The sequence below is a fragment of the Massilia sp. 2TAF26 genome (assembly GCF_052115005.1).
Lineage (GTDB): Bacteria > Pseudomonadota > Gammaproteobacteria > Burkholderiales > Burkholderiaceae_D > Telluria.
This window is the reverse complement of record NZ_JBFRFV010000005.1, coordinates 94191-116408: the sequence shown is the minus strand read 5'-3', so window position 1 is coordinate 116408 and position 22218 is coordinate 94191. Positions and strand designations below refer to the sequence as shown.

The 22218-nt window shown below is 65.6% G+C and carries 18 protein-coding genes; 8 read left to right on the top strand and 10 right to left on the bottom strand.

Annotated features, from left to right (window positions below; genetic code table 11):
• The first annotated feature begins 34 nt into the window (after nt 1-34).
• The 3 genes from AB4Z32_RS07115 to AB4Z32_RS07105 are packed head-to-tail and all read left to right on the top strand — an operon-like array spanning nt 35 to nt 2397.
• A complete protein-coding gene (locus tag AB4Z32_RS07115) occupies nt 35-703 on the top strand; it encodes an SDR family oxidoreductase (protein ID WP_441935225.1) in 669 nt (222 codons plus the stop codon).
• Nucleotides 704-736: 33 nt separating this feature from the next.
• Nucleotides 737-1864: an acyl-CoA dehydrogenase family protein gene (locus AB4Z32_RS07110; protein ID WP_441935224.1), complete on the top strand. Its 1128-nt coding sequence runs from the start codon at nt 737-739 to the stop codon at nt 1862-1864.
• Complete coding sequence (locus AB4Z32_RS07105) at nt 1861-2397, top strand: GNAT family N-acetyltransferase (RefSeq protein WP_441935223.1); 537 nt, start codon at nt 1861-1863, stop codon at nt 2395-2397. Before AB4Z32_RS07110 ends, AB4Z32_RS07105 begins: the two co-directional genes overlap by 4 nt.
• Before the next feature lie 126 nt (nt 2398-2523).
• On the opposite strand, the gene AB4Z32_RS07100 is transcribed toward AB4Z32_RS07105, so the two are convergent.
• Entirely contained in the window at nt 2524-3540 is a 1017-nt protein-coding gene (locus AB4Z32_RS07100) for a zinc-binding alcohol dehydrogenase family protein (protein WP_441935222.1), read from the bottom strand.
• A gap of 101 nt (nt 3541-3641) precedes the next feature.
• Here AB4Z32_RS07100 and AB4Z32_RS07095 point away from each other — a divergent pair, with 101 nt between their 5' ends.
• The gene (locus AB4Z32_RS07095; protein WP_441935221.1) at nt 3642-4550 is read left to right on the top strand and encodes a LysR family transcriptional regulator; all 909 of its coding nucleotides are present in this window, start codon (nt 3642-3644) and stop codon (nt 4548-4550) included.
• Nucleotides 4551-4616: 66 nt separating this feature from the next.
• Entirely contained in the window at nt 4617-5156 is a 540-nt protein-coding gene (locus AB4Z32_RS07090; RefSeq protein ID WP_441935220.1) for a PaaI family thioesterase, read from the top strand.
• A gap of 1 nt (nt 5157) precedes the next feature.
• On the opposite strand, the gene AB4Z32_RS07085 is transcribed toward AB4Z32_RS07090, so the two are convergent.
• The 9 genes from AB4Z32_RS07085 to AB4Z32_RS07045 form a co-directional block, all read right to left on the bottom strand.
• The gene (locus AB4Z32_RS07085) at nt 5158-6228 is read right to left on the bottom strand and encodes a S66 peptidase family protein (RefSeq protein WP_441935219.1); all 1071 of its coding nucleotides are present in this window, start codon (nt 6226-6228) and stop codon (nt 5158-5160) included.
• Nucleotides 6229-6319: 91 nt separating this feature from the next.
• On the bottom strand, nt 6320-9172 hold the full coding sequence (locus AB4Z32_RS07080) for a TonB-dependent receptor domain-containing protein (protein ID WP_441935218.1): 2853 nt from the start codon (nt 9170-9172) through the stop codon (nt 6320-6322).
• Nucleotides 9173-9353: 181 nt separating this feature from the next.
• Nucleotides 9354-11156: an ABC transporter substrate-binding protein gene (locus tag AB4Z32_RS07075; RefSeq protein ID WP_441935217.1), complete on the bottom strand. Its 1803-nt coding sequence runs from the start codon at nt 11154-11156 to the stop codon at nt 9354-9356.
• A 60-nt stretch (nt 11157-11216) separates the two neighbouring features.
• The gene (locus AB4Z32_RS07070; RefSeq protein WP_441935216.1) at nt 11217-12566 is read right to left on the bottom strand and encodes a sigma-54-dependent transcriptional regulator; all 1350 of its coding nucleotides are present in this window, start codon (nt 12564-12566) and stop codon (nt 11217-11219) included.
• Nucleotides 12559-14400 (bottom strand): sensor histidine kinase, encoded by a 1842-nt coding sequence (locus tag AB4Z32_RS07065; protein ID WP_441935215.1) that lies wholly within the window; start codon nt 14398-14400, stop codon nt 12559-12561. Before AB4Z32_RS07065 ends, AB4Z32_RS07070 begins: the two co-directional genes overlap by 8 nt.
• Nucleotides 14401-14484: 84 nt before the next feature.
• The gene (locus AB4Z32_RS07060) at nt 14485-15663 is read right to left on the bottom strand and encodes an acyl-CoA dehydrogenase (protein ID WP_441935214.1); all 1179 of its coding nucleotides are present in this window, start codon (nt 15661-15663) and stop codon (nt 14485-14487) included.
• Nucleotides 15664-15689: 26 nt separating this feature from the next.
• Nucleotides 15690-16481, bottom strand: a complete 792-nt coding sequence (locus AB4Z32_RS07055; protein WP_441935213.1) for an ABC transporter ATP-binding protein — start codon at nt 16479-16481, stop codon at nt 15690-15692.
• A 9-nt stretch (nt 16482-16490) separates the two neighbouring features.
• Nucleotides 16491-17231, bottom strand: coding sequence for an ABC transporter permease (locus AB4Z32_RS07050; protein WP_442121289.1), 741 nt, complete (start codon nt 17229-17231; stop codon nt 16491-16493).
• Between the two features lie 97 nt (nt 17232-17328).
• Nucleotides 17329-18321, bottom strand: a complete 993-nt coding sequence (locus AB4Z32_RS07045; RefSeq protein WP_441935212.1) for an ABC transporter substrate-binding protein — start codon at nt 18319-18321, stop codon at nt 17329-17331.
• 334 nt (nt 18322-18655) lie between these two features.
• On the opposite strand from AB4Z32_RS07045, the gene AB4Z32_RS07040 reads away from it, so the two are divergent.
• From AB4Z32_RS07040 to AB4Z32_RS07030, 3 genes are read left to right on the top strand one after another with little or no spacing between them, the layout of a single operon-like run.
• Nucleotides 18656-19894: a nucleoside recognition domain-containing protein gene (locus AB4Z32_RS07040; RefSeq protein ID WP_441935211.1), complete on the top strand. Its 1239-nt coding sequence runs from the start codon at nt 18656-18658 to the stop codon at nt 19892-19894.
• 25 nt (nt 19895-19919) lie between these two features.
• Nucleotides 19920-21626, top strand: coding sequence for a D-alanyl-D-alanine carboxypeptidase/D-alanyl-D-alanine endopeptidase (gene dacB, locus AB4Z32_RS07035; RefSeq protein WP_441935210.1), 1707 nt, complete (start codon nt 19920-19922; stop codon nt 21624-21626).
• Nucleotides 21623-22207 carry a GNAT family N-acetyltransferase gene (locus AB4Z32_RS07030; RefSeq protein WP_441935209.1) on the top strand — a complete coding sequence of 195 codons (585 nt, stop codon included), beginning with the start codon at nt 21623-21625 and terminating at the stop codon, nt 22205-22207. The genes dacB and AB4Z32_RS07030 overlap by 4 nt, the downstream gene beginning before the upstream one ends.
• Nucleotides 22208-22218 lie beyond the last annotated feature (11 nt).

Sequence of the window (22218 nt, the reverse complement as noted above, 5' to 3'; positions counted from 1 at the left end):
GGCGATTTGTTACCAAATGCCTTAGGAGCTCATCATGTCCACCGCCCTCATTATTGGTGCCTCGCGCGGCATCGGCCACGAAATGGTGCGCCAGTACCGCGCCGACGGCTGGCGCGTGATCGCCACCGCCCGCAAACCGCAGGACTGCGACGCGCTGCGCGAACTGGGCGCCGAAGCCCACCAGCTCGACGTGACCAATCCGGAAGCGATCGGCGGCCTGGGATGGAAACTGGACGACGAGAAGATCGATCACGCCTGGCTGGTGGCTGGTGTCTACGGTCCGCGCCACGACGGCTTTCCGACCCAGCAGGAGTTCGACGCCGTCATGCACACCAACGTGCTGGCGGCGATGCGCCTGCTGCCCATCGTCGGCCCGCTGGTGGCGAACGCGCGCGGCAGGCTGGCGGTGATCTCTTCGCGCATGGGCTCGATCGGCGAGCGCAGCAATGCCTCCGGCTCGCTGTACCGCGCCAGCAAGGCGGCACTGAATTCGGTGCTGAAGGACGCCGCGCTGAGCTTCGGGCCGCAAGGCGTCACCTGCCTCAGCTTCCACCCGGGCTGGGTGCAGACCGACATGGGCGGCGCCGGCGCCCCGCTCAGCGTCGAAGAAAGCGTGCGCACCTTGCGCGCCACCCTGGCCGGGGCCGACGCCTCGAAGAACGGCGCCTTCCTGAACCACGACGGTACACCGATCAGCTGGTAAGCCGTCACGAACAACGATAACGATACGAGACATATGATTCTGAGCGAAGAACACCAGATGATCCGCGACGCCCTGCGCAGCTATTCGCAGGAGCGCCTCGCACCCAACGCAGCGCGCTGGGACCGCGAGCAGCATTTTCCGAAAGAGGAACTGAAGGAACTGGCCCAGCTGGGCGCCTTCGGTGTCGCGGTGCCGGAACAGTACGGCGGCGCGGGCCTCGACTACGTGTCGCTGGCCCTGGTGCTGGAAGAGATTGCGGCCGGCGACGGCGGCACCTCGACCATCATCTCGGTGAACAACTGCCCGGTATGCTCGATCGCGATGATGTACGCGAACGAGGCGCAAAAGGAAAAGTGGCTGCGCCCGCTGGCGCAAGGCGAGATGCTGGGCGCCTTCGCCCTCACCGAGCCGCATACCGGCAGCGATGCCGCCGCCCTGCGCACCACCGCCACCCGTGATGGCGACCATTACGTCATCAACGGCACCAAGCAGTTCATTACCAGCGGCAAGAACGGCGACGTCGCCATCGTCATGGCGGTCACGGACAAAGCCGCCGGCAAGAAGGGCATCAGCGCCTTCTGGGTGCCGACGAATACGCCCGGCTACATCGTCGCCGGCATCGAACACAAGATGGGCCAGCACTCCTCGGACACAGCGCAGATCGTGTTCGAGAACTGCCGTATCCCGGCGGAGAACCTGATCGGCGAAGAAGGGCAAGGCTACAAGATCGCCCTGTCCGGCCTGGAGGGCGGCCGCATCGGCATCGCCTCGCAATCGGTCGGCATGGCGCGCGCAGCCTTCGAAGCGGCGCTGGCCTATGCGAAGGAACGCGAGAGCTTCGGCACCGCCATCTTCGACCACCAGGCCGTGCAGTTCCGCCTGGCCGAGATGGCCATGCAGATCGAAGCCGCGCGCCAGCTGATCCTGCACGCGGCCTCGATGAAGGACGCGGGCCTGCCCTGCCTGAAGGAAGCGGCGATGGCCAAGCTGTTCGCCTCCGAGATGGCCGAGCGCGTCGTCTCCAGCGCCATGCAGGTGTTCGGCGGCTACGGCTACGTGGCCGACTTCCCGGTCGAGCGCATCTACCGCGATGTGCGCGTGTGCCAGATCTACGAAGGCACCAGCGACATCCAGAAGATCCTGATCGCGCGGGCGCTGTGAACATCCGGCCGGCAGGTGCGGCCGACCTGCCGCCCTTCTTCGTCTACCTGGACGATCATTTGCGCGACAACGGTCGTGATGGCGCCCCGCTGTTCCAGCCCTTGTCGAGGGCGCAGTCGCAGCTCCCGCCCGGCCTGAAGGTGGCCTTCATCGAAGGTCTCGCCATCCCGGTCGGCGAGCCGGGCTGGCGCCGCCTGTGGCTGGCGGTCGATAGCCGCGGCTCGATCGCGGGCCACATCGATTTGCGTGCGCGGCCGGAACCGCTGGCGCGGCATCGCGCGATGCTGGGGATGGGCGTGCATCGGGCTTACCGCCGGCGTGGACTGGGGGCGCAATTGGTCGATACCGCCATCGACTGGGCGCGCAGCCAGGATGGGCTGAAATGGATCGACCTCGAAGTCCTGTCGGAGAACCGGCCGGCCGTGGCGCTTTACCTGCGTTCGGGTTTTGCGATGACGGCGAGGATCGAGGACATGCTGGAGATCGATGGTGTGAGCCAGGATCTGAGCTACATGACGCGCGCGCTGGGCTGAACATTCGCCGGTTCACTTTGCCGAGCAGTCATGCTAGAGTTGCAATTATTTACCAATAAGCAACTCTTGACCTCCCCTCATCATGTCCCGTACCAACTCCAGTTCGTCGTCCGGAAGTAGCGCTGCTTAGAACCCCTCCAGCACGATCTTCCCGCGCGCGCGCCCCGACTCGATCAGCGCATGCGCCCGCCGCAGATTCTCCGCATTGATGCGCCCGAAGTTCTCGTTCGCCGTGGTGCGGATCGTCCCCGCATCGACCAGCTCCGCCAGCCGATCCAGGATGCGGTGCTGCTCGATCATGTCGGGCGTGTTGAACAGCGAGCGCGTGAACATCAGCTCCCAGTGCAGCGACACCGCCTTGCGCTTGAATTTCATGATGTCGAGCGGCGTGGTCGGGTCGTCGATCAGGCTGTACTTGCCCTGCGGCGCGATGGCCTCGACAACCTGGTCGAAGTGCTGGTCGCTGTGGGTCAGGCTGACCACGTACTCCGGCTGGGCCAGCCCGGCGGCCGCGATCTCCGCCGCCAGCGGCTTGCTGTGGTCGATCACATGATGGGCGCCGAGTTCGCGCACCCATTCCCGCGTTTCAGGGCGCGAAGCGGTGCCGATGATGGTCAATTGCGTGAGCTGGCGCGCCAGCTGCACCAGGATCGAGCCGACGCCGCCCGCCGCGCCGATCACCAGCAGCGTCTTCCCTTTACCGCTATCGTCGCGAGGCACCTGCAGGCGGTCGAACAGCATCTCCCAGGCCGTCAGGCCGGTCAGCGGCAGCGCCGCGGCGGCGCCGAAATCCAGCGAGGCCGGCATGCGGCCGACGATGCGCTCGTCGACCAGCTGCAGCTCGCTGTTGCTGCCGGCGCGGGCAATCGAGCCGGCATACCAGACGCGGTCGCCCGGCTTGAACAGGGTGACTTCCGGGCCGACGGCTTTCACGATACCGGTCGCATCCCAGCCCAGCACCTTCCACTGCCCCGCTTCCGGTTTGGCGCTCTTTCTCACCTTGGTGTCGACCGGATTGACCGACACCGCGCGCACCTCGACCAGCAGGTCGTGGCCCTTGGCGACCGGATCGGGCAGCGTGATGTCGACCAGCGATTCCGGCTGGTCGATGGCGAGGTTGTTCTGGTATCCGATGGCTTTCATGTGCAGGCTCCTTGTCGAAATAACGATGCGATGGATGCCATTCTGACCAGCCCGGGCTTTTTGATAAACTGGGCAATCCGGATATCACTTTCAATGAAATCTTGAAAATCAAGAAGCTGCAGGACCTGGAGACCTTCGTGGCCACCGCCGAACAGGGCAGCCTGTCGGCCGCCGCAAGAATGCTCGACATCTCGCCGGCGGTGGCCAGCGCCAGCCTGAAGCGCCTGGAGACCGACCTCGACGCGGCCCTGTTCGTCCGCAGCACGCGCAGCATGCGCCTGACCCTGGCCGGCGAGCGCCTGCTGGCGCGCAGCAAGGCCTTACTGGACGGCCTGCGCGAAGCGGAAGACGAAGTACGGGCTGGCCAGGATGCCATCGAAGGCCAGCTGCAGATCTCGATGCCTTCCGACCTCGGACGCCATGTAGTGCTGCCCTGGCTGAACGATTTCCAGGCGCGCTATCCGGGCGTGAAGCTGAAGCTGCAGCTCACCGACCGCCTCGCCAACATCTACCGCGAACCGGTCGACATCGCGCTGCGCTTCGGCGCGCAGCCGGAATCCAGCATGGTGGCGCTGCCGCTGCTGGAAGAAAACCGGCGCGTGCTGTGCGCTTCGCCGGCCTATCTGGCACGGCATGGCGTGCCGGCCTCGCCGCGCGAACTGGAAGCCCACAACTGCCTGTGCTTCATGCTGGACGAAGCCGTCAACGACCGCTGGCGCTTCCGCAAGGGAGACGAGGAGATCGAGGTCGCCGTGCAGGGCGACCGCGTGGCCGACGATTCCGAGATCGTCAAACGTTGGGCGCTGGCGGGCCTCGGCATCTGCTACCGCTCGCGCATCGACGTGCATGCCGACCTTGCCAGCGGCCGCCTGCGCCTGATCCTGCCGGAGTGGGAAGGCGTCAATGCGCCGCTGACGATGCTGGTGGCGAACCGCAAGCAGGTGTCGCCGGCGGTGCGGGTGCTGCGCGAATTCCTGGTGAGCCGCTGCAGGACGCTGGTGGGCAGCTGAAGCCGCCGCCAGCAGACTTGGCGCCACCGGTGCAGAATGCTCCTTTGATCATGAAAAGGAGGCGGCATGGACGCGCAGGCGACGATGGAACTATGGCAGCGGCAGCTGGAGGAAGTGCGGGCACGGGCGGAGCAGAACGGCGCTCGTGCCGGCGTGGTGCCGGCCGATCAGGCGCGTTCGATGACGGGCCTGGACATCATGCAGGCCCTGCTCGAAGGCCGCTTTCCCTACGCGCCGATCGCCGAGACCCTGGACTTCCGCCTCGTCGAAGTCAGCCGTGGCGAGGCGATCTTCCAGGGCACGCCGCAGCAGAAGCACCTGAACCCGATGGGCACCGTGCACGGCGGCTGGTACGCCACCCTGCTCGATTCGGCGGTCGGCTGCGCGGTGCAGACCAGCCTGGCGCCGGGCCAGGCCTACACCACGGCGGAACTGAGCGTGAACCTGGTGCGCGGCGCGCGCCTGGACGGCGGGCCGCTGCGGGCGATCGGCACCGTCCTGCATTGCGGCCGCCAGCTGGCCACCGCCGAAGGCAAGATCGTCGACGCGCAAGGCAGGCTGTATGCGCATGCGACCACCACCTGCATGGTCTTTAACGCCCGCTGAATCAGCTTACCGCAGGCTCCAGCAAGGTCAAAGTCTGCGCCGCCGTATCGAGGGTAGCGCGCACGCCCACCGGGATCGTGAACTGGTTGCGAATGTGGCCGAAGGAATAGCCGCTCACCGCCGGCACGTGCAGGGACTGCAGGTGCAGGTCGAGCGTTTCGTCCAGGCTCAAGGACGAGCCCTGACCTTGCGGGCCGCAGTTCTCGCAGATGCCGATCATGACCCCGGCCGCCTTGTCCAGGCCCACGGCCAGGTCCAGTTGCGTCATCCAGCGGTCGATCCGGTAGGGCTCTTCGTTCACCTCTTCGATGAACAGCAGGCTGTCGCGGAAATCGGCGGCATAGGGCGTGCCGGCCAGCGCGCTCACCAGCGACAGGTTGCCGCCCATGAGCGGGCCGGTGGCCACGCCGCCATGCACGGTGCGGATCGCGTACTGCGGCTCCTGCAGCGCGCGGCGCGCATTCTCCGCCGACATCGGAATCGTGTAGCTGGCGCGCGGATCCATCAGCACCGCCAGCATGTGCTGGTTCGAGTAATCGGACGGCGTGCTCGACGCCACCGGGCCGTGGAAGCTCACCACGCCGGCGTGGCGGTGGATGGCCAGGTGCAGGGCCGTGATGTCCGAGTAGCCGAGCAGGATCTTCGGGTGCTTGCGGATCAGTTCGAAGTCCAGGTGCTTGAGCAGCGAGATGCAGCCGGAGCCGCCGCGGATCGCCCAGATGGCTTTCACCTCGGGGTCGCGAACCATGCCGTGCAGGTCGGCGATGCGGGCCGCGACCGTGCCGCCGTAGTTGCCCCAGACCTCGCGCAGGTAGTTGCCCGGCTTGACCCGGAAGCCCAGCGCTTCGATGTTTTTCACGGCCTTCTGGATCGAGGCGTCGCTGGTGTAGCCGCCCGGTGCGATCAGGCCGACCAGGTCGCCCTTGTTGAGACGGGGAGGTTTGATCAGGTGTTTCATGGGAGAGGTGCGCGGACGCGTGGCCGCCAGGCTTGGCAACGCCGCCGGCAGCAGCAGCGAGGCGGCTGCCAGCTTGCCGAAACCGCGCCTGCTGATGGTGCTGTGACTCGACATATGCGCTAGCGTCTGAATTGAACAATGAAAAACGGCCCGCGGGCCGGGGAGACATGCTCCCCGGTCGACGGGCCGTTGGCGATACGGGCGATCAGAAGAACTTGTAGTTCGCCAGCAGCGTGAAGGAACGGCCACGCGGATCGGCCACACGCGGCTCCCAGGTGCTGCCCGCACCCGAGTTGCTGTCGTAGGTGATCGCGAACGGCGGGTCCTTGTCGAACAGGTTCTTGATGCCGGCCGTGATCGTGGTGTTCGGCACGCCGGTGTAGCTCAGGCTCAGGTGGAAGATCGAGTAAGCCTTGACGTCCGGATTGAGGTCGGCCGGATGGACGACGCCGTTGGCCACGCCCGGCAGCACCTGGTCCTTGTAGCCCGCGCGGTAGACGTTGGTCAGCGTGGTGTTCCAGTCGCCCTGCTTGTAGGTCAGGAAGGCGGTGTGCTTCCACTTCAGGCCGAGGTCGCCGGTGAAGGTGAACAGGCCGACTTCGCTGGGACCGAAGGCGCTGTTCGTGGTCGCGCGCGACTTCTTCTCCAGCAGGCGGGTACCGTCGATGCTGGCGGTCCAGGTGCCCTGGCCCAGCTTGCCGTTGGTGCGGGCGCCCAGTTCCAGGCCGCGGGTGATGCGCTCGCCGGCGTTCACCCAGCGCTGGTCGACGACGGTCAGGTTGCCGGCGCCGTCACGCAGGAACTGGTCCTTGAACAGGTTGTAGTTCGCGGTCATGGTCGCCAGCGTGAACGAGTCGATGGTGTTCTGCTTGCGGATTTCCCACAGGTCGGCATTCATCGAGAAGTTGGCCAGCGGCTGCCAGACCACGCCCAGCGTGCCCTGCTTGGCGGTTTCCGGACCCAGGTTGGTCCTGCCGCCGGTCCAGATGACCGGGGTGACCGATTCGCAGCCCGGCTTGCTGCTGTCGACCTTCAGGGTCGGGCACTTGGCCGGGTCGGCGAAGTCCTTGCCGGCGTACTGCGACTCGGTGATGCCGTTGAACAGCTGATTGAACGACGGTGCGCGGAAGCCGGTGTTGTACGAACCGCGGAACATCAGCGAATCGATCGGCTGGAAGCGGAACGAGTATTTCGGGTTGAAAGTGTTGCCGAAGCCGGAGTAATGATCCTGGCGGCCGGCGATGTTCAGCTCCAGCGACTTGGTGACCGGGATCAGGAACTCGAAGTAGACCGCCTTGATGTCGCGTTTCTGTTCTTTCAGCGCGTTCTGGTCGTCGAACGGCGCGTTCAGGATGGCCGGACGGGCTGACGCGGCACGGCCGTCGCCGTTGAACGAGTAGCCTTCGCGGCGCAGGTCCGTACCAATCGCGGCCATGACGGCGCCGGCCGGCAGCTGGAACACCTCGCCCGACAGCGCGGCGTCGGCCTGCGTCAGGGTGGTGCGGCCGCCGTACATGGTGACGCCTTCGGCCGAGGTGCTCTTGATCAGGTCGATCGCGGCCTGGCTCTGCTTCTCGCCCGGCAGCAGGAAGGGGTTGATGATGCCGGTACCCAGCGCATTGGCCAGGGCGGCGGTGTAGTTATAGCCCTTGCCCAGGTGCGATTCGGCTTCGCTGTAGGCCTTCGACAGGCCGACGCGGTAGTCGAAGCGGCGGCCGAACAGGGTCAGCGGACCATCGGCGCCGATTTGCAGGCGGCCTGCCTTGCTTTCGGTCTCGATCTCGCGGTTGCCGCACTCCATGCAGCGCCAGCGGTAGGCGATCGGCGAGCCATAGTTGGCGGCGATGCTCGGGAATACCTTGACCAGCTCGTTGTACACCATGTTGTACGCCGAGCCGGTGCTCGGGTAGAACGAGCTGTACGGGAAGTTGACGGTCGACGGCGAGATCTGGTTCGGCGAGAAGCTCTTCTTCGAGGTCACTTGCGAACCGACCAGTTCGGCGAACAGCTGGTGCTCGCCGCGCTGGATGGTCAGGCGCGCCAGGCCATTGTTGCTGGTCACCGGCTGCTGCAGGACGGCCGCACGGCCGGTATCCCATGCGCAGCCGTAAGCGGCGCTCGGGGTGTCCCACAGTTTTTCGTCATAGGCGGCCATGCCGTCGATGCTGTTGCAGCCTTTGCCGCCCGGCAGGTCCAGCACGCTGATGCCGTTGTACAGCTGGGTACCGCCTGCCGCCGCCACGCCGCTGGCGTTGGTGCCCAGCAGGGTCTTGCCGTACGAGGTCGGCGACACGCCGAACACGTTCGCGAACGGTGCGCCGCGGGTGTCGACCGACACGCCGCGGTTCGGCTGGAAGGTGTTGACGAAGTCGCGCTGGCTGCCCTTCAAGGCATTGTTCTCGGCGCGCGCGCCGGTCACCAGCAGGTTGTAGCCGTCCTTGTCGAGGTCGCCCCAGCCGCCGGTCAGGGAGGCGCGTGCGATGTTCGCACCGCCGTGCTGGGTAGCGTCTTCGAATGCCTGGGCTTCCAGGCCGTGGTAATTCTTCTTGGTGATGAAGTTGATCACGCCGCCGATCGCGTCGGTACCGTAGATCGCCGAAGCGCCGTCCTTCAGCACCTCGACGCGCTCCACCGCGGCGAACGGGATCGAGTTCAGGTCGACCGCCGAGCCCTTCATGCCGTAGGTCGCCACGCGGCGGCCGTTCAGCAGCACCAGGGTCGAGTCGGCGCCCTGGCCGCGCAGGTTGGCGCTCGAGGCGCCGTTGTTGCCGCGCTGGGCGCCGGAGGTGACGTCCGAGTTCGAGGCCAGGTTGTCCGAGCCGTTGCCGTTGACGTTCAGGTTGGCGATCAACTGCTCGGCGGTGACGATACCCTGGTCTTCCATCTGCTTGCGGCTGATGATTTCCAGCGGCAGCGCGCCTTCCTTGGCGATGCGCTTGATGCTACTACCCGTGATTTCAACGCGCTGGATCGGCTTATCCGCCGGCACTTCCTGTGCAACGGCCGGGCTGACGATGCCGATCAGGGCGATCATCTGTGCTAACTTCTTCAACTTCACGCGTCTCTCCTTGGGTAGTGCTGCGACTGTCTTTTGGGATTTTGTACTGTCAAGTAATGTCTTTGCATTACGTTATTTTGATTTCGAGGGTACGCGGACGTATTTGCGCGTTCCAATGAAAAATCCGGAGCTGAGTATAACTACAGGGAATGTTTAGCTAGGGAAAATCTAGCAAAAACTATCATTTCCCTCGGGTAGCGCGTGCTCTTTCCGCAACATCGACGTCCAGATAACGCCATTGCGTGAATTCGACCGGGTGGCGTTTGTAGTTTTTCAGCCACGGTTGACGGATATCGGCCGAGAGCACATGGGTCAAGGGTACCCATGGGTTATAGGCGTGGATCAGCTGGTTCATCTCGAAATACAGCTTTTGCCGCTCGGGACCGTCGTGCAGGGCGCGCGCCTGTTCGTAGCGCTCGTTATAGGCCGGCAGGTTAAAGCGCGCATAGTTCGCGCGGCCGGCGTTGGGGCCGTAGAGCAGCTGGTAGAAGTTGTCGCCGTCGGGGAAGTCGGCCACCCAGTTACTCTCGAACATCTGCACCTTGCCCAGGCGCGAAGCCTTGATGATCTCCGGCTTCTTGTCCGACTTGAAGACCACGCGCAGGCCGATCGCGTTCAGGCACTTCCGCCACAGCTCGTCGCGCAGGCGGCCGCCGACCGTGGCTTCGCTGCTCATCACCAGGGTCAGGGGGGCGCCGTTCGGCTGGCGGCGAAAACCGTCCGGGTCGCGCTTGCCGTAGCCGTAGCGGTCCAGCAGGGCGTTGGCCAGGGCCGGATCGTAGGGCACCGGGCTGCGGTAATCCGGGTCGTAGCCCAGCACGCCGGCCGGCAGCGGCGAATCGGCCTTCATCGCAAAGCCCTTCTTCAGCAGGGCGATGTCTTCGGCGTTGTTGTAGCTGAGGGAGATGGCGCGGCGCAGCGCGATCTTGTCCTTGGTATAACCGCCGACGACCGGGTCCTGCATGTTCATCCACATATAGTAGGTCTGCAGCACCGGGAAGCGGGTCAGCTGCATGCCGCGCGCCGTCAGCTCGGGCTTGAGCTTGCCGTCCTGGATCACCATGTCGGTCATCGATTCCGGCACCTGTTCGAGGTAATCGTATTCGCCGTTCAGGAAGCCCAGCATGCGGCCCTGGAATTCCTCGGCAATCTTGACCTCGACGCGGTCCACGCGCGGCAGCTGCCGGCCTTCCAGCGCCGCGGCCAGGGCCTTGTCGCCGGCATCGTTCTGCTCGCCCAGGCTGGTGTGGAAGACGGCGCTGGAGGCCGGATTCTTCAGCAGCACGATGCGGTCGCTATGCTTCCAGTCGCCGATCATGAAGGGGCCGGTGCCGACCGGGTGGTTGCCGGCCTGGCCCGGATAGGCTTCGATCACCTCGCGCGCGACCACGGACGCCGCCGGCATCGCCATGTAGAACAGGAAGTTGTTGTCGGGTTCCTTCAGGCGGATGCGCAGGGTGTAGCGGTCGACCGCCTGCAGGCCCGGGATCTCGGTGGCATAGCTGAAATTCTTCTTGAGCGCTTCGTCGCCCACCAGCTTGCCGTCGAAGATGTAGCCGAAGGGCGAATGCAGGGTCGGGTCGTACAGGCGTTTGAAACTGTAGACGTAGTCCTGGGCCGTGACTTCGCGCTTGCCGCCCTTGAAGGCCGGGTCCGGCGTGAAATGGATGCCGGGACGGATGCGGAAGGTGTAAGTGCGGCCGCCGTCGTCCACCGTCGGCAGGCCGGTTGCCGTATTCCCCTGCAGTTTTACCGGCCGCGCCAGGTAGTCGTAGCGCAGCAGCGGGTCGAACAGGTTTTCCAGCAGCGACAAGGTGGCCAGGTCCGAGCCGACCGCCGGATCGAGGCCGGCCTCGCTGGTCGACAGGAACATGTGCAAGACCTTGGTCGGCTCGCCGGCTGGCGCGGCCTGGACCGGCGAGTGCAGCAGGGCGAACGAGAAAGACAGGGAGGCAGCGGCGGCGAGGAATCGGGGTATCGGCATGGCGGGGTCCTGAAAGCGTTGCGTATCATAGGCCCAGGCCTTAGCGATAAGCAATACGCGTCAGCGGAATTGCGCGGTGGAGATGTCGAAACGCTTCAGCTTGTCGTACAGGGTCTTTTTCGGGATGTTCAGGCTTTGCGCGGCATCGATGATGTTACCGCCATGGCGGCGCAGCGCCTCTTCGATGATCGAGCGCTCGAAGGCGTCGACCTGTTCCGCCAGCGAGACTTCGCGCCTGGCTTCGGCCGGCGCCAGGCTATCGTCGAGCAGTCCCAGCACGAAGCGGTCGGCCACGTTCTGCAGTTCGCGCACATTGCCGGACCAGCGATGCGCCATCAGCGCATGGAGCAGCTCCTCGCCCACCAGCGGGGCCGGCTGGCCGTAGCGCCGCGCCGCCTGCAGCACGAAGAATTCGAACAGCAAGGGAATGTCCTCGCGCCGGTTGCGCAGGGCCGGCAGGGTCAGGCTGGCCACGTTCAGGCGGTAATACAGGTCGGCGCGGAAGCTGCCCTGCTCCGCCAGCGCCGCCAGGTCTTCCTTGGCCGCGGTGATGACGCGGAAGTTCACCGGAATCAGGCGGTTCGAGCCGAGCCGCTCGACCTTGCGTTCCTGCAGCACGCGCAGCAGCTTGACCTGCAGCGCCAGCGGCATGCTTTCGATTTCGTCGAGGAACAGGGTGCCGCCGTTGGCATACTCGATCTTGCCGATGCGCTGGCGCTGGGCGCCGGTGAAGGCGCCCTCCTCGTGGCCGAACAGTTCCGATTCGAACATCGACTCCGGCAGGGCGCCGCAATTCAGGGCCACGAAGGGATGCTGGCTGCGTTCGCTGAACTCGTGCAGGCAGCGCGCGATCAATTCCTTGCCGGTGCCGGTTTCGCCCAGGATGATCACGTCGGCATCCTTGGGGGCCAGGTTCAGCACCAGCTGGCGCACGCGGGTCATGGCGCTGCTGCGGCCGATCACCCGGGCCTCGATGCCGGCGCGGTTGTCCAGCTGGCGCCGCAAGTCCAGGTTCTCCAGCACCAGGCGCCGCTTGTCGAGCGCGCGCCGGCAGACTTCGAGCAGCAGGTCGGTGGAAAACGGCTTCTCGATGAAGTCGTAGGCGCCCTGGCGCATGGCGTCGACCGCCATCGAGACGTCGCCATGGCCGGTCACCAGGATCACCGGCAGGGTCGCATCCTTCTCGACCGCCATCTTCAGCAGCTTCAGGCCGTCGATGCCCGGCAGCCTGACGTCGCTCAGCAGGATGCCGCGGAAGGCCGGCGACAGGTGGGGTAGCGCCTCCTCGGCCGTGGCGCAGGCGATGACGTTCAGCCCGGCCAGTTCGAGCGCCTGGCGCACGCCCTTGCGGACCACGGCATCGTCTTCCACGTACAGCACTTGCATGCCGTCGGAGCTGGTTTCAAGCATGGGATTCCCTATGGCAGGTGAAGCTGATGATGAACTGGGCGCCGCCGCCTTCGCTCGCGGTGCGGTTGCGGACCGTCAGCGCGCCGCCGGCGGCGCGGACGATGCCGGCGCTGATCGACAGGCCGAGTCCCAGTCCCTGTTCCTTGGTGGTGTAGAAGGGTTCGAAGATGCGGTCGATGAGGGATACCGGCACGCCCGGACCGTTGTCGCTGACCTCGATCGTGACCTGCTCCCCGTCCTGCCGCACGACGACGGCGATATGCACTTCGCCCGGCGCCGCCACCGCCTCGATCGCGTTCGACACCAGGTTGGTGAACACCTGTTCGAGCCGGATCGGATTGCAGGGCACGATCACATCCCGGTCGGGCCACGCCTCCGTCAGCGCCAGGCGTTCGCTGCCCGGACGGGTGCGGATCTGCAGCATGGTCTGGGCAAAGGCGGTACGCACGCTGGCCGACTGCTTGCCGTCGTCGCTGCGGCGGGCAAACCCCTTCAGTTGCGAAGTGATGTAGCCGAGCCGCTTGACCAGGTCGGAGATGGTGGCCAGGTTGTCCAGCGCGTCGTCGATGCGGCCACGCGCCAGCAGCACCCGGGTATTGTCGGAGAAGGTCTGCAGCGCCGCCAATGGCTGGTTGAGTTCGTGGGTGACGCCGGCCGCCATCTGGCCGATCGCCGCCAGCTTGCCGCTCTGGACCAGCTCGGACTGGGCATAGCGCAGGGTCCGCTCGGCGCGTTCGCGCTCGCTCACCTCGGCCTGCAGGCGCAGGTTGGCGCTTTGCAGGTCGGCGGTGCGCTGGGCCACCTTGACCTCGAGTTCGGCATAGGCCTGGGACAGCGCCTGCTGGGCATTCAGGCGGTCGCGGACGCGGCTGCGGCGCTGGCCGGCATACAGGGCGCCCAGCATGAGTAAGGCCCAGCCGAGGGCAGCGGCAATCGCCGCATTCCTGGCCGCCGCCCGCACCTGGTCGAGTTCGGCGAGCACGGTGATGTCCCACTCCAGCGGCGCCAGTCGATGGCTGACCGCCAGGTAGTCGGTGCGATTGTCGAAGGAGAGCACCGAGGCGCCGTCGGCAAAACGCTCCCTCACCTGGTGCGGCAACAAGGTCAGGTCTTCGCGGTAGAACTGGCGCTGCTCGCGGATGCTGCGCTGGGCGGCCTCGGACAGCGGCGCCTCGAGCTTGAACTTGAAGCCCTCGAAAGAAGACAGCAGGATCACGCCGTTGCCGTCCTTGACCAGGATCTGCTCGCTGCCGCCGTGCGAGCGCCACGAGCGCTCCAGCCAGTCGAGGTTGACCTTGGCGACGGCCACGCCGATCACCCGCTCGTGCCGCCACACGGGCTGCGCGATGAAATAGCCGGCCTCGCCGGTGGACACGCCGATGCCGTAATAGCGGCCGGTGCCGCCGGCGGCGGCCTGCTTGAAATAGGGACGGAAGCCGTAGTTCTGGCCGACATAGGAGGTCGGCTCCTTCCAGTTGCTCGAGGCCAGCGTGGTGCCGTCCAGGCCGATCACATAGACGGCGAAGGCGCCGGCGCGCCGGTTGATGCGTTCGAGGTAGGCATTCACCTCGCCCGCGGACACGCCGCCCTCATGCTCCAGCAGGGCGGACACCAGGTCGCTCTGGGCGATCGCCAGCGGCAGGAATTCGTAGCGGTCGATCACGCCGCCGATGGTGGAACCATAGACCTCGGCCCGCGAGGCCAGGGTACGGTGCAGCTCGTTCAGGTGGCGGCTCTTGACGATCGCGTAGGCGGACACGGTGACGAGCACCAGCGTGCATGCCGCGAAGGCGGCACCGAGCTTCCGATTCGATCTCCAACTGCGCAAAGCCATTGCATTCCTGTCCACATGACTCCCGGGTCAGCGGCCCCGGGCGAGCGCGCAGTATCTCATGCGTGCCCGCCCGGGAGGCAAGGATCAGAAGGCCGCGATGCCGGTCTGCGCACGGCCCAGGATCAGGGCGTGGATGTCGTGCGTGCCCTCATAGGTGTTGACCACCTCGAGGTTGACCATGTGGCGGATGATGCCGAACTCGTCCGAGATGCCGTTACCGCCCAGCATGTCGCGCGCGACGCGGGCGATGTCCAGCGCCTTGCCGCAGGAATTGCGCTTCATGATCGAGGTGATCTCGACGGCGGCGGTGCCCTCGTCCTTCATGCGGCCCAGGCGCAGGCAGCCTTGCAGGCCCAGAGTGATCTCGGTCTGCATGTCGGCCAGCTTCTTCTGCACCAGCTGGTTCGCGGCGAGGGGTTTACCGAACTGCTTGCGGTCCAGCACGTACTGGCGCGCGGTGTGCCAGCAGTCTTCCGCCGCGCCCAGCGCGCCCCAGGCGATGCCGTACCTGGCCGAGTTCAGGCAGGTGAACGGCCCCTTCAGGCCGCGCACTTCCGGGAAGGCGTTTTCTTCCGGGCAGAACACCTCGTCCATGACGATCTCGCCGGTGACGGAAGAGCGCAGGCCGAACTTGCCGTGGATCGCCGGAGCGCTCAAGCCCTTCCAGCCCTTTTCCAGCACGAAGCCGCGGATCGCGCCTTCGTCGTCCTTGGCCCAGACCACGAACACGTCGGCGACCGGAGAATTCGTGATCCACATCTTGGARCCGGTCAGCGAGTAGCCGCCGTCCACTTTGCGGGCGCGGGTGACCATCGAGGCCGGATCCGAACCGTGGTTCGGCTCGGTCAGGCCGAAGCAGCCGATCCATTCGCCGGTGGCCAGCTTCGGCAGGTATTTCTGCCTGGTCTCTTCATTGCCGAATTCAAAGATCGGCACCATCACCAGCGAGGATTGCACGCTCATCATCGAGCGGTAGCCGGAATCGACGCGCTCGACTTCGCGSGCGATCAGGCCGTACGACACATAGTTCAGGCCGGGGCCGCCGTACTGTTCCGGAATGGTCGGGCCCAGCAGGCCGAGTTCGCCCATCTCGCGGAAGATGGACGTGTCCATGGCTTCGTGCCGGAAGGCTTCGAGGATGCGCGGCTGCAGCTTGTCCTGGCAGTAAGCCGCGGCGGCGTCGCGCACCATGCGCTCTTCGTCGGTGAGCTGCTGGCTCAGCAGCAGCGGGTCATCCCAGTGGAATTGGGCTTTTTGTCTCATGATGTTCTCTTTCTTGTCTTGTCGCTTCAGTCGGCGGTCGCGGTCAGGCGCTCGGCGTTCTCGTGGCGCTGCTGCTCTTCCATCACCAGCTCGCCCAGCATGCGCTTGATGCGGTTGAATTCCGGATCGGCCGGATCGCGCGGGCGCTCCAGCGTGATCGGCACGTCGCGCTTGATGGTGCCGGGACGGTAGGTCATGACGATGGTGCGGTCGGCCAGGTACACCGATTCCTCGATGCTGTGGGTGACGAACACGATGGTGGTGCCGAAGGTCTTCCAGATCTTCAGCAATTCGTCCTGCAGGTTGCGCCGGGTGAGGGCGTCGAGGGCGCCGAAGGGCTCGTCCATCAGCATGACCGGCGACTCCAGCGCCAGCACGCGGGCGATCGCCACACGCTGGCGCATGCCGCCCGACAGGTCCTTCGGATAGCGGGCGCGGAAATCCTGCAGCTTGAGCATGTTCAGCAGGAAGTCGACGCGCTCCCGGATCTGCGCGGCGCTGCGGCCCGCCACTTCCAGGCCGAAGGCGATGTTCTTCTCGATCGTCATCCAGGGGAAGAGCGCGTACTCCTGGAACACCATGCCGCGGTCGGGACCGGGCTCGAGGATCGGCTTGTCGCCGGCCAGGATGCGACCCGAGGTCGGATGCGAGAAGCCGGCGATCGCGTTCAGCAAAGTCGACTTGCCGCAGCCCGAAGGGCCCAGCAGGCAGATGAATTCGCCGCTGGCGATCTCGAGGTTGATGTCGCGCAGGGCGACGACCTCGCCGCCCTGGCCGGCGAACACCTTGTTGACGCCGTTGATGTGGATGGCTGTCATGTCGTCTCCTTAATGGTTGTCGAGACCGCGATGCCACTTCAGCAAGTGGTTGTTCAGCGCGCTCATGCCGGAGTCGATGGCCAGCCCCAGCAGGCCGATGGTGAACATGCCGGCGATGATCTTGTCGGACCAGAAGTATTCGCGTGCTTCCAGGATGCGGAAGCCGAGACCGTTGTTCACCGCGATCATCTCCGCGACGATCACGACGATGAAGGCGGTGCCCATGCCGATGCGCGCACCGGCCAGGATATAGGGCGTGGCGGCCGGCAGGATCACGCGGCGGAACATCGTCATCGGGCCGACGCCGAGGTTGCGCGCCGCGCGGATATAGATCGAATCGACCTGGTGCACGCCGGCGATGGTGTTCATCAGGACCGGGAAGAAGGAACCCAGGCTGATCAGGAAGAAGGCCGGCGGATTGCCGAGACCGAACCACAGGATCGACAGCGGGATGTAGGCGATCGGCGGGATCGGACGCAGGATCTGCACCAGCGGATCGAACAGTTTATACACGGCCTTGTTGGTACCCATCAGCAGGCCCAGCGGCAGGGCCAGGCCGGCGCCGATGGCGAAGCCGACCAGCACCCGCGTCAGGCTGCTGTAGGCGTCTTCCAGCAGTTCGCCGGACACCAGCCAGCGCAGATAGCTGCTCTGGGCCGGGTCGTAGGCGCTCAAGGGCATCAGGTACTCGCCCCATTTATGCAGCACGGCGAGGGGCGAAGGCAGGACCTGCGGATTCACCCAGCCCATGGCCGATGCGCCCTGCCACAGCAGCAGCGCCGCGAGCGGAACCGCGGCGCCATGGACCAGGCGCCGGAGCAACAGAAGATTCATCCCGACCCCCTGCTTATTTAGCGGACTTCTTGGCTGCCTGCAGCAGATCCAGCTTGACCCAGTCCTTCGCGGCCGGCGGGTTCGCCATGCGGCCGACGTTGTACTTCATCATGTAGTCGGTGGTCAGCTGGACGTGTTCGACCGTGATGTCGTCGGTGAACTTGGCGTTTTCCATCGCGTCGCGGTAATCCTCGGACGACACCTGGTTCTTGAACATGGATTCACGCACATACTTCTCGGCCAGCTTCGGATCGGCCAGGAATTTGCGGGTGGCGTCCACGAAGCACTGCATGAAGCGCTGGGCGACGTCGCGGCGTTCCTTGTACAGCTTTTCCGACATCACCAGGGCGCGGGTCGGCTCTTCCAGCGGGGTGTCGTAGGGCTTGATGATTTCGGTGCCGTATTTCTTGTTGATGGCCTGGGTCGAGTAAGGCTCGGACTGGCTCATGGCGTCGATGTTCTTGGTCAGCAGGGCCTGGTTCAGGTCCGGATAACCCATGTAGACGACCAGCACATCCTTGCCCGGCTTGTCCGACCAGGTCATGTTGTGCTTCGACAGTTCGGCGAACAGCAGGATTTCCTGCGGGCCGCCGCGGGTGACGCCGACCTTCTTGCCCTTCAGGTCGGTGATCGAGTGGATGTTCAGGTCGGGACGGCCGACGATGCGCACGCCGCCCTTGGCGAAACCGGCCACCAGGTAGACCGGCACGCCGCTGGCGCGGCCGGAGATGGCCGCTTCCAGCGCGCTGGCCGAGACGTCGACTTCGCCCGCGATCATGGCCGGCACGATGTCCAGGCCCTTGGCGAAGACGCGCTCTTCGATTTTCAGGTTGTACTGCGGCGCGATTTCCTTCATGTAGGCGACGGCGCCGTAGTGGGCGAACTTCAGGTTGCCCAGGCGGACCAGGTCGGCCGCATGGGCCAGCGGGAATTGCGCGGCGGCTGCCAGGGCGACGGCCAACGTCTTGACGTTCAGGAATGCTTTGATGCGAGTGGCGAATGCCATTGCTGTCTCCTTGATGATTGATTGTTGTTGCACGACTCTGCGGTACGTTGCCAACAAAGCATGAGCAGTTTCCATGCCAGCGATCAAGGTGTTAGGGCTTTCTCCAAGTCCTTGTTTTAGAAGCACAAATAGATTGGCGTTAAAGGGATGGCACCGGCGATTCCGTGAATCCGCACAATCTGCCCCCGATCTGTCCGGAATGCCGCACGTCGACCGCGGCGCCGGTACATAACTTTTTCACATAGCCTCGGGGCATTCTTTCATCCTTGCAGCTTGCGCTACGCCTATACTCTCCGCTGCACAATTAAGCGCACGTTCGCCCTGACTACATCACATGGCTCTGAATTACATCTGGATCGGCTTTTTCCTGGTTGGCTTCGTCGCGGCGCTGGCCCAGTGGATCTTTCTCGGAGATACCGAGATCTTCAAGCGCATCATCGACGGCACCTTCGATTCCGCCAAGATGGGCGTGATGGACATCGCCCTGCCGCTGGCCGGCGTGATGACCCTGTGGCTGGGCCTGATGAACGTCGGCGAGAAGGCCGGCGCGGTCGGCTGGCTGGCGAAGATCATTTCTCCCTTCTTCTCGCGCATCTTTCCGGAGGTGCCGAAGGACCACCCGGCCACCGGCCACATGGTGATGAACTTCTCGGCCAACCTGCTGGGCCTGGACAATGCCGCCACGCCCTTCGGCCTGAAGGCGATGGAAAGCCTGCAAAGCCTGAACCCGAACAAGGACACGGCCAGCAACGCCCAGATCATGTTCCTGGTGCTGCACACGTCCGGCCTGACCCTGATCCCGCTGGCCATCATGGCCCAGCGCGCCATCCTGGGGGCGAAAGACCCCTCGGACATCTTCATTCCCTGCATGATCGCGACCTATGTCGCCACCGTCGCCGGCATCATCGCCGTGTCGATCCGCCAGCGCATCAACCTGATCAACGGCGTGGTGCTCGGCTGGCTGGGCGGCATGACGGCCGCCATCGCCGGCCTGATGTGGTACATGACGACCTTCCTCACCAAGCCGGAAATCGAGACCTTCTCGAAAGTCGCCAGCAACCTGATCCTGTTCACCATCATCGTCGTGTTCATCGTCGGCGCGCTGCGCAAGAAGGTGAATGTGTACGAGGCCTTCATCGAGGGCGCCAAGGGCGGCATCCAGACCTCCTTGACCATCATTCCCTACCTGGTCGGGATGCTGGTGGCGATCTCCGTGATCCGCAATTCCGGCGTGCTGGGCTTCGTGGTGCAGGGCCTGGAATGGCTGATCCGCCAGGCCGGCCTCGACACCGCCTTTACTCCCGCCCTGCCGACCGCGCTGATGAAGCCGCTCTCCGGCAGCGGCTCGCGCGCGCTGATGATCGACGCCATGAAGACCTATGGCGTGGATTCCTTCGTCGGGCGCCTGGCCTGCATCTTCCAGGGCTCGGCCGACACCACCTTCTACATCGTCGCCCTGTACTTCGGTTCGGTCGGCGTGCGCAAGACCCGTTACGCCATTTCCTGCGGCCTGATCGCCGACCTGGCCGGCATCATCGCCGCCATCTCGGTGGCCTACGTGTTCTTCGCTTGATTTTTGAATGAATAAAGGGACCAGCATGTTTCGCATCCGCCCGCTCGCCTTCGCCGCCCTCGCCACCGTCGCTTCCTTCAGCGGCGCGCTTCCTGCCCACGCCCAACTGCCGGAACCGGTCGCCCAGGTGCTGCGCAGCACCGGCATCGCGGAAGACGCCGTCAGCGTGCTGGTGCTGCGCGACGACCAGACCGTGCTGTCCCACTTGGCGGACCGCCCCATGCAGCCGGCCTCGACCATGAAACTGGTGTCGACCCTGGTCGGCCTGGAGACCCTGGGCCCGGTGTTCCGCGGCCGCACCGAGCTGCGCACCACCGGCGCGCTGCGGGGCGACACGCTGAAAGGCGACCTGGTGCTGCGCGGCGGCGCCGACGTCGACCTCTCGGGCGAAGCGCTGGAAAACATGCTGCGCAGCCTGCGCTACCAGGGCATCCGCAAGATCGAGGGCAAGCTCGTCGTCGACCGCCAGCTCTTCAATCCGGCGCGCACCGACCTCGGCGCGCCGCCCTTCGACGAATCGCCGGAAGCGTATTACAACGTCATCCCCGATGCGGCGATGATCAACAAGAACATGCTGCAGCTGGACATGCGCTCGACCGGCTCGCGCCTCAAGCTGCAGATGCAGCCCGAGCTGCAGGGCGTGAGCATCGGCCACGACATGAAGCTGATCGACGCCAACTGCAAGCAGTGGGACGACGGCTGGAAGCTGCCGGAAGTGGTGCCGCAGAAGAACGGCGGCATCAAGGTGATGCTGCACGGGACGTTCCCGAAGAACTGCGAGCAGAGCTATTCGATCAATGTGGTCGACCGCCAGGACTACGTGGAGCGCCTGTTCCGTGCTACCTGGAAACGGCTCGGCGGCACAATTTCCGGCACCGCCGTCGAGGGCGCGACGCCGCCGGACTCGCGCCTGCTGGCCGCCCACGTCTCGCGCACGCTGCCGGAAATCGTCCGCGATACGAACAAACCTTCCGACAACCTGCTGGCGCGCCTGATCTTCCTGAGCCTGGGTTCACTGGAAGCAGACCCGGTGCTGGGCAGCCATCCGCAAGCCGGCGCCGCCGAAACGACCTTCTCGCGCAGCGATGCCGCCGTGCGCAACTGGATGCGCGCCCACGGCATCGACGACAAGGGCCTGGTGCTCGAAAACGGTTCCGGCCTGTCGCGCACCGAGCGTATCACCCCGGCGCAGATGGGCGGCCTGCTGAAGGCCGGCCTGCGCAGCCCTTGGGCGCCGGAATTTCAGTCCAGCATGCCGATCGTCGCCGTCGACGGCACCATGCGCCGCCGCCTGCACGACAGCCCGGCTGCCGGCCGCGCACGCCTGAAGACGGGCACCCTCAGCAACGTCGTGTCCCTGGCCGGCTATGTGCCGGACGCCACCGGCAAGCCGCTGGTCGTGGTGGCCATGGTCAACAGCAGCCTGGCCAGCAACGGCCGCGGCCGCGCCGTGGTCGACACCCTGGTCGACTGGGCATCACGCCTGGGCGGTCCTGCCCAGCCGGTGCTGCGCGTGCCGGGACAGCCGGCGCCGAGCCAGCCGACGCCGGGACCGCAGCCGACGCCGCAAGGCGTGCTGGCGACGCCGCCGGCTCAGCCCGAACAGCCGCTGCAGCCGGCCCAGCCCCAGACCCAGCCCCAGCAAGCCACCCAGCAGGGGCAGCAGCAGGGCCAGGACAGCAATCAGCGCCAGCCCATGCCGCCCGCTCCGGCGGCGCTGGAACGCCCGTGAGCGGCGACGCACCGGCACCGGTGCCTGCCTCCGCCTCCGTATCGGCAGGCACGCCCGCCGGCATCCGCATCCGGCGCTTCACAGCGCGCGAATGGCCGGCCTACCGCGCGCTGCGCCTGCGCTCGCTGGCCAACGCACCCGAGGCCTTCGGCAGCAGCTTTCAGGCCGAGGAAGCCTGGGCCCAGGAACTGTGGATGGCGCGCCTGACCGCGGCCAGCGTCTCGGGCCGCGACTGTCCGCTGGTCGCGGAATCGGCCGGACCGGACGACGCCGTCGCTGACATGCTCGGCCTGCTCTGGGCCAAGTGCGACGCCGAGGATGCCGGCATCGTCAACCTGTTCCAGATGTGGGTCGCGCCGGAAGCGCGCGGCCGTGGCGTGGCGGCGGCCCTGGTCGACGAAGCCGTGACCTGGGCGCGTTCGATCCGGGCGCACAGCGTCCGCCTGGGCGTGGTCTGCAGCAACCAGGCCGCGATCCGGCTCTACCTGCGCAAGGGCTTCCGCGACGTCGGCACGCCGGCGCCGATCCGCCCCGGTTCGGCCCTGCTCGAGCAGACGATGTGCTTGAACTTGATGCAATAAAATTTCAAATT

Bases quoted from the DNA above. Each gene is read 5' to 3' on its own strand.
- AB4Z32_RS07055 (WP_441935213.1), bottom strand. From the start codon at position 16,481: ATGACAGCCATCCACATCAACGGCGTCAACAAGGTGTTCGCCGGCCAG.
- AB4Z32_RS07050 (WP_442121289.1), bottom strand. From the start codon at position 17,231: ATGGGCTGGGTGAATCCGCAGGTCCTGCCTTCGCCCCTCGCCGTGCTG.
- AB4Z32_RS07085 (WP_441935219.1), bottom strand. From the start codon at position 6,228: ATGTCGAGTCACAGCACCATCAGCAGGCGCGGTTTCGGCAAGCTGGCA.
- AB4Z32_RS07110 (WP_441935224.1), top strand. From the start codon at position 737: ATGATTCTGAGCGAAGAACACCAGATGATCCGCGACGCCCTGCGCAGC.
- AB4Z32_RS07045 (WP_441935212.1), bottom strand. From the start codon at position 18,321: ATGGCATTCGCCACTCGCATCAAAGCATTCCTGAACGTCAAGACGTTG.
- AB4Z32_RS07065 (WP_441935215.1), bottom strand. From the start codon at position 14,400: ATGGCTTTGCGCAGTTGGAGATCGAATCGGAAGCTCGGTGCCGCCTTC.
- AB4Z32_RS07100 (WP_441935222.1), bottom strand. From the start codon at position 3,540: ATGAAAGCCATCGGATACCAGAACAACCTCGCCATCGACCAGCCGGAA.
- dacB (WP_441935210.1), top strand. From the start codon at position 19,920: ATGTTTCGCATCCGCCCGCTCGCCTTCGCCGCCCTCGCCACCGTCGCT.
- AB4Z32_RS07075 (WP_441935217.1), bottom strand. From the start codon at position 11,156: ATGCCGATACCCCGATTCCTCGCCGCCGCTGCCTCCCTGTCTTTCTCG.
- AB4Z32_RS07040 (WP_441935211.1), top strand. From the start codon at position 18,656: ATGGCTCTGAATTACATCTGGATCGGCTTTTTCCTGGTTGGCTTCGTC.
- AB4Z32_RS07115 (WP_441935225.1), top strand. From the start codon at position 35: ATGTCCACCGCCCTCATTATTGGTGCCTCGCGCGGCATCGGCCACGAA.
- AB4Z32_RS07070 (WP_441935216.1), bottom strand. From the start codon at position 12,566: ATGCTTGAAACCAGCTCCGACGGCATGCAAGTGCTGTACGTGGAAGAC.
- AB4Z32_RS07090 (WP_441935220.1), top strand. From the start codon at position 4,617: ATGGACGCGCAGGCGACGATGGAACTATGGCAGCGGCAGCTGGAGGAA.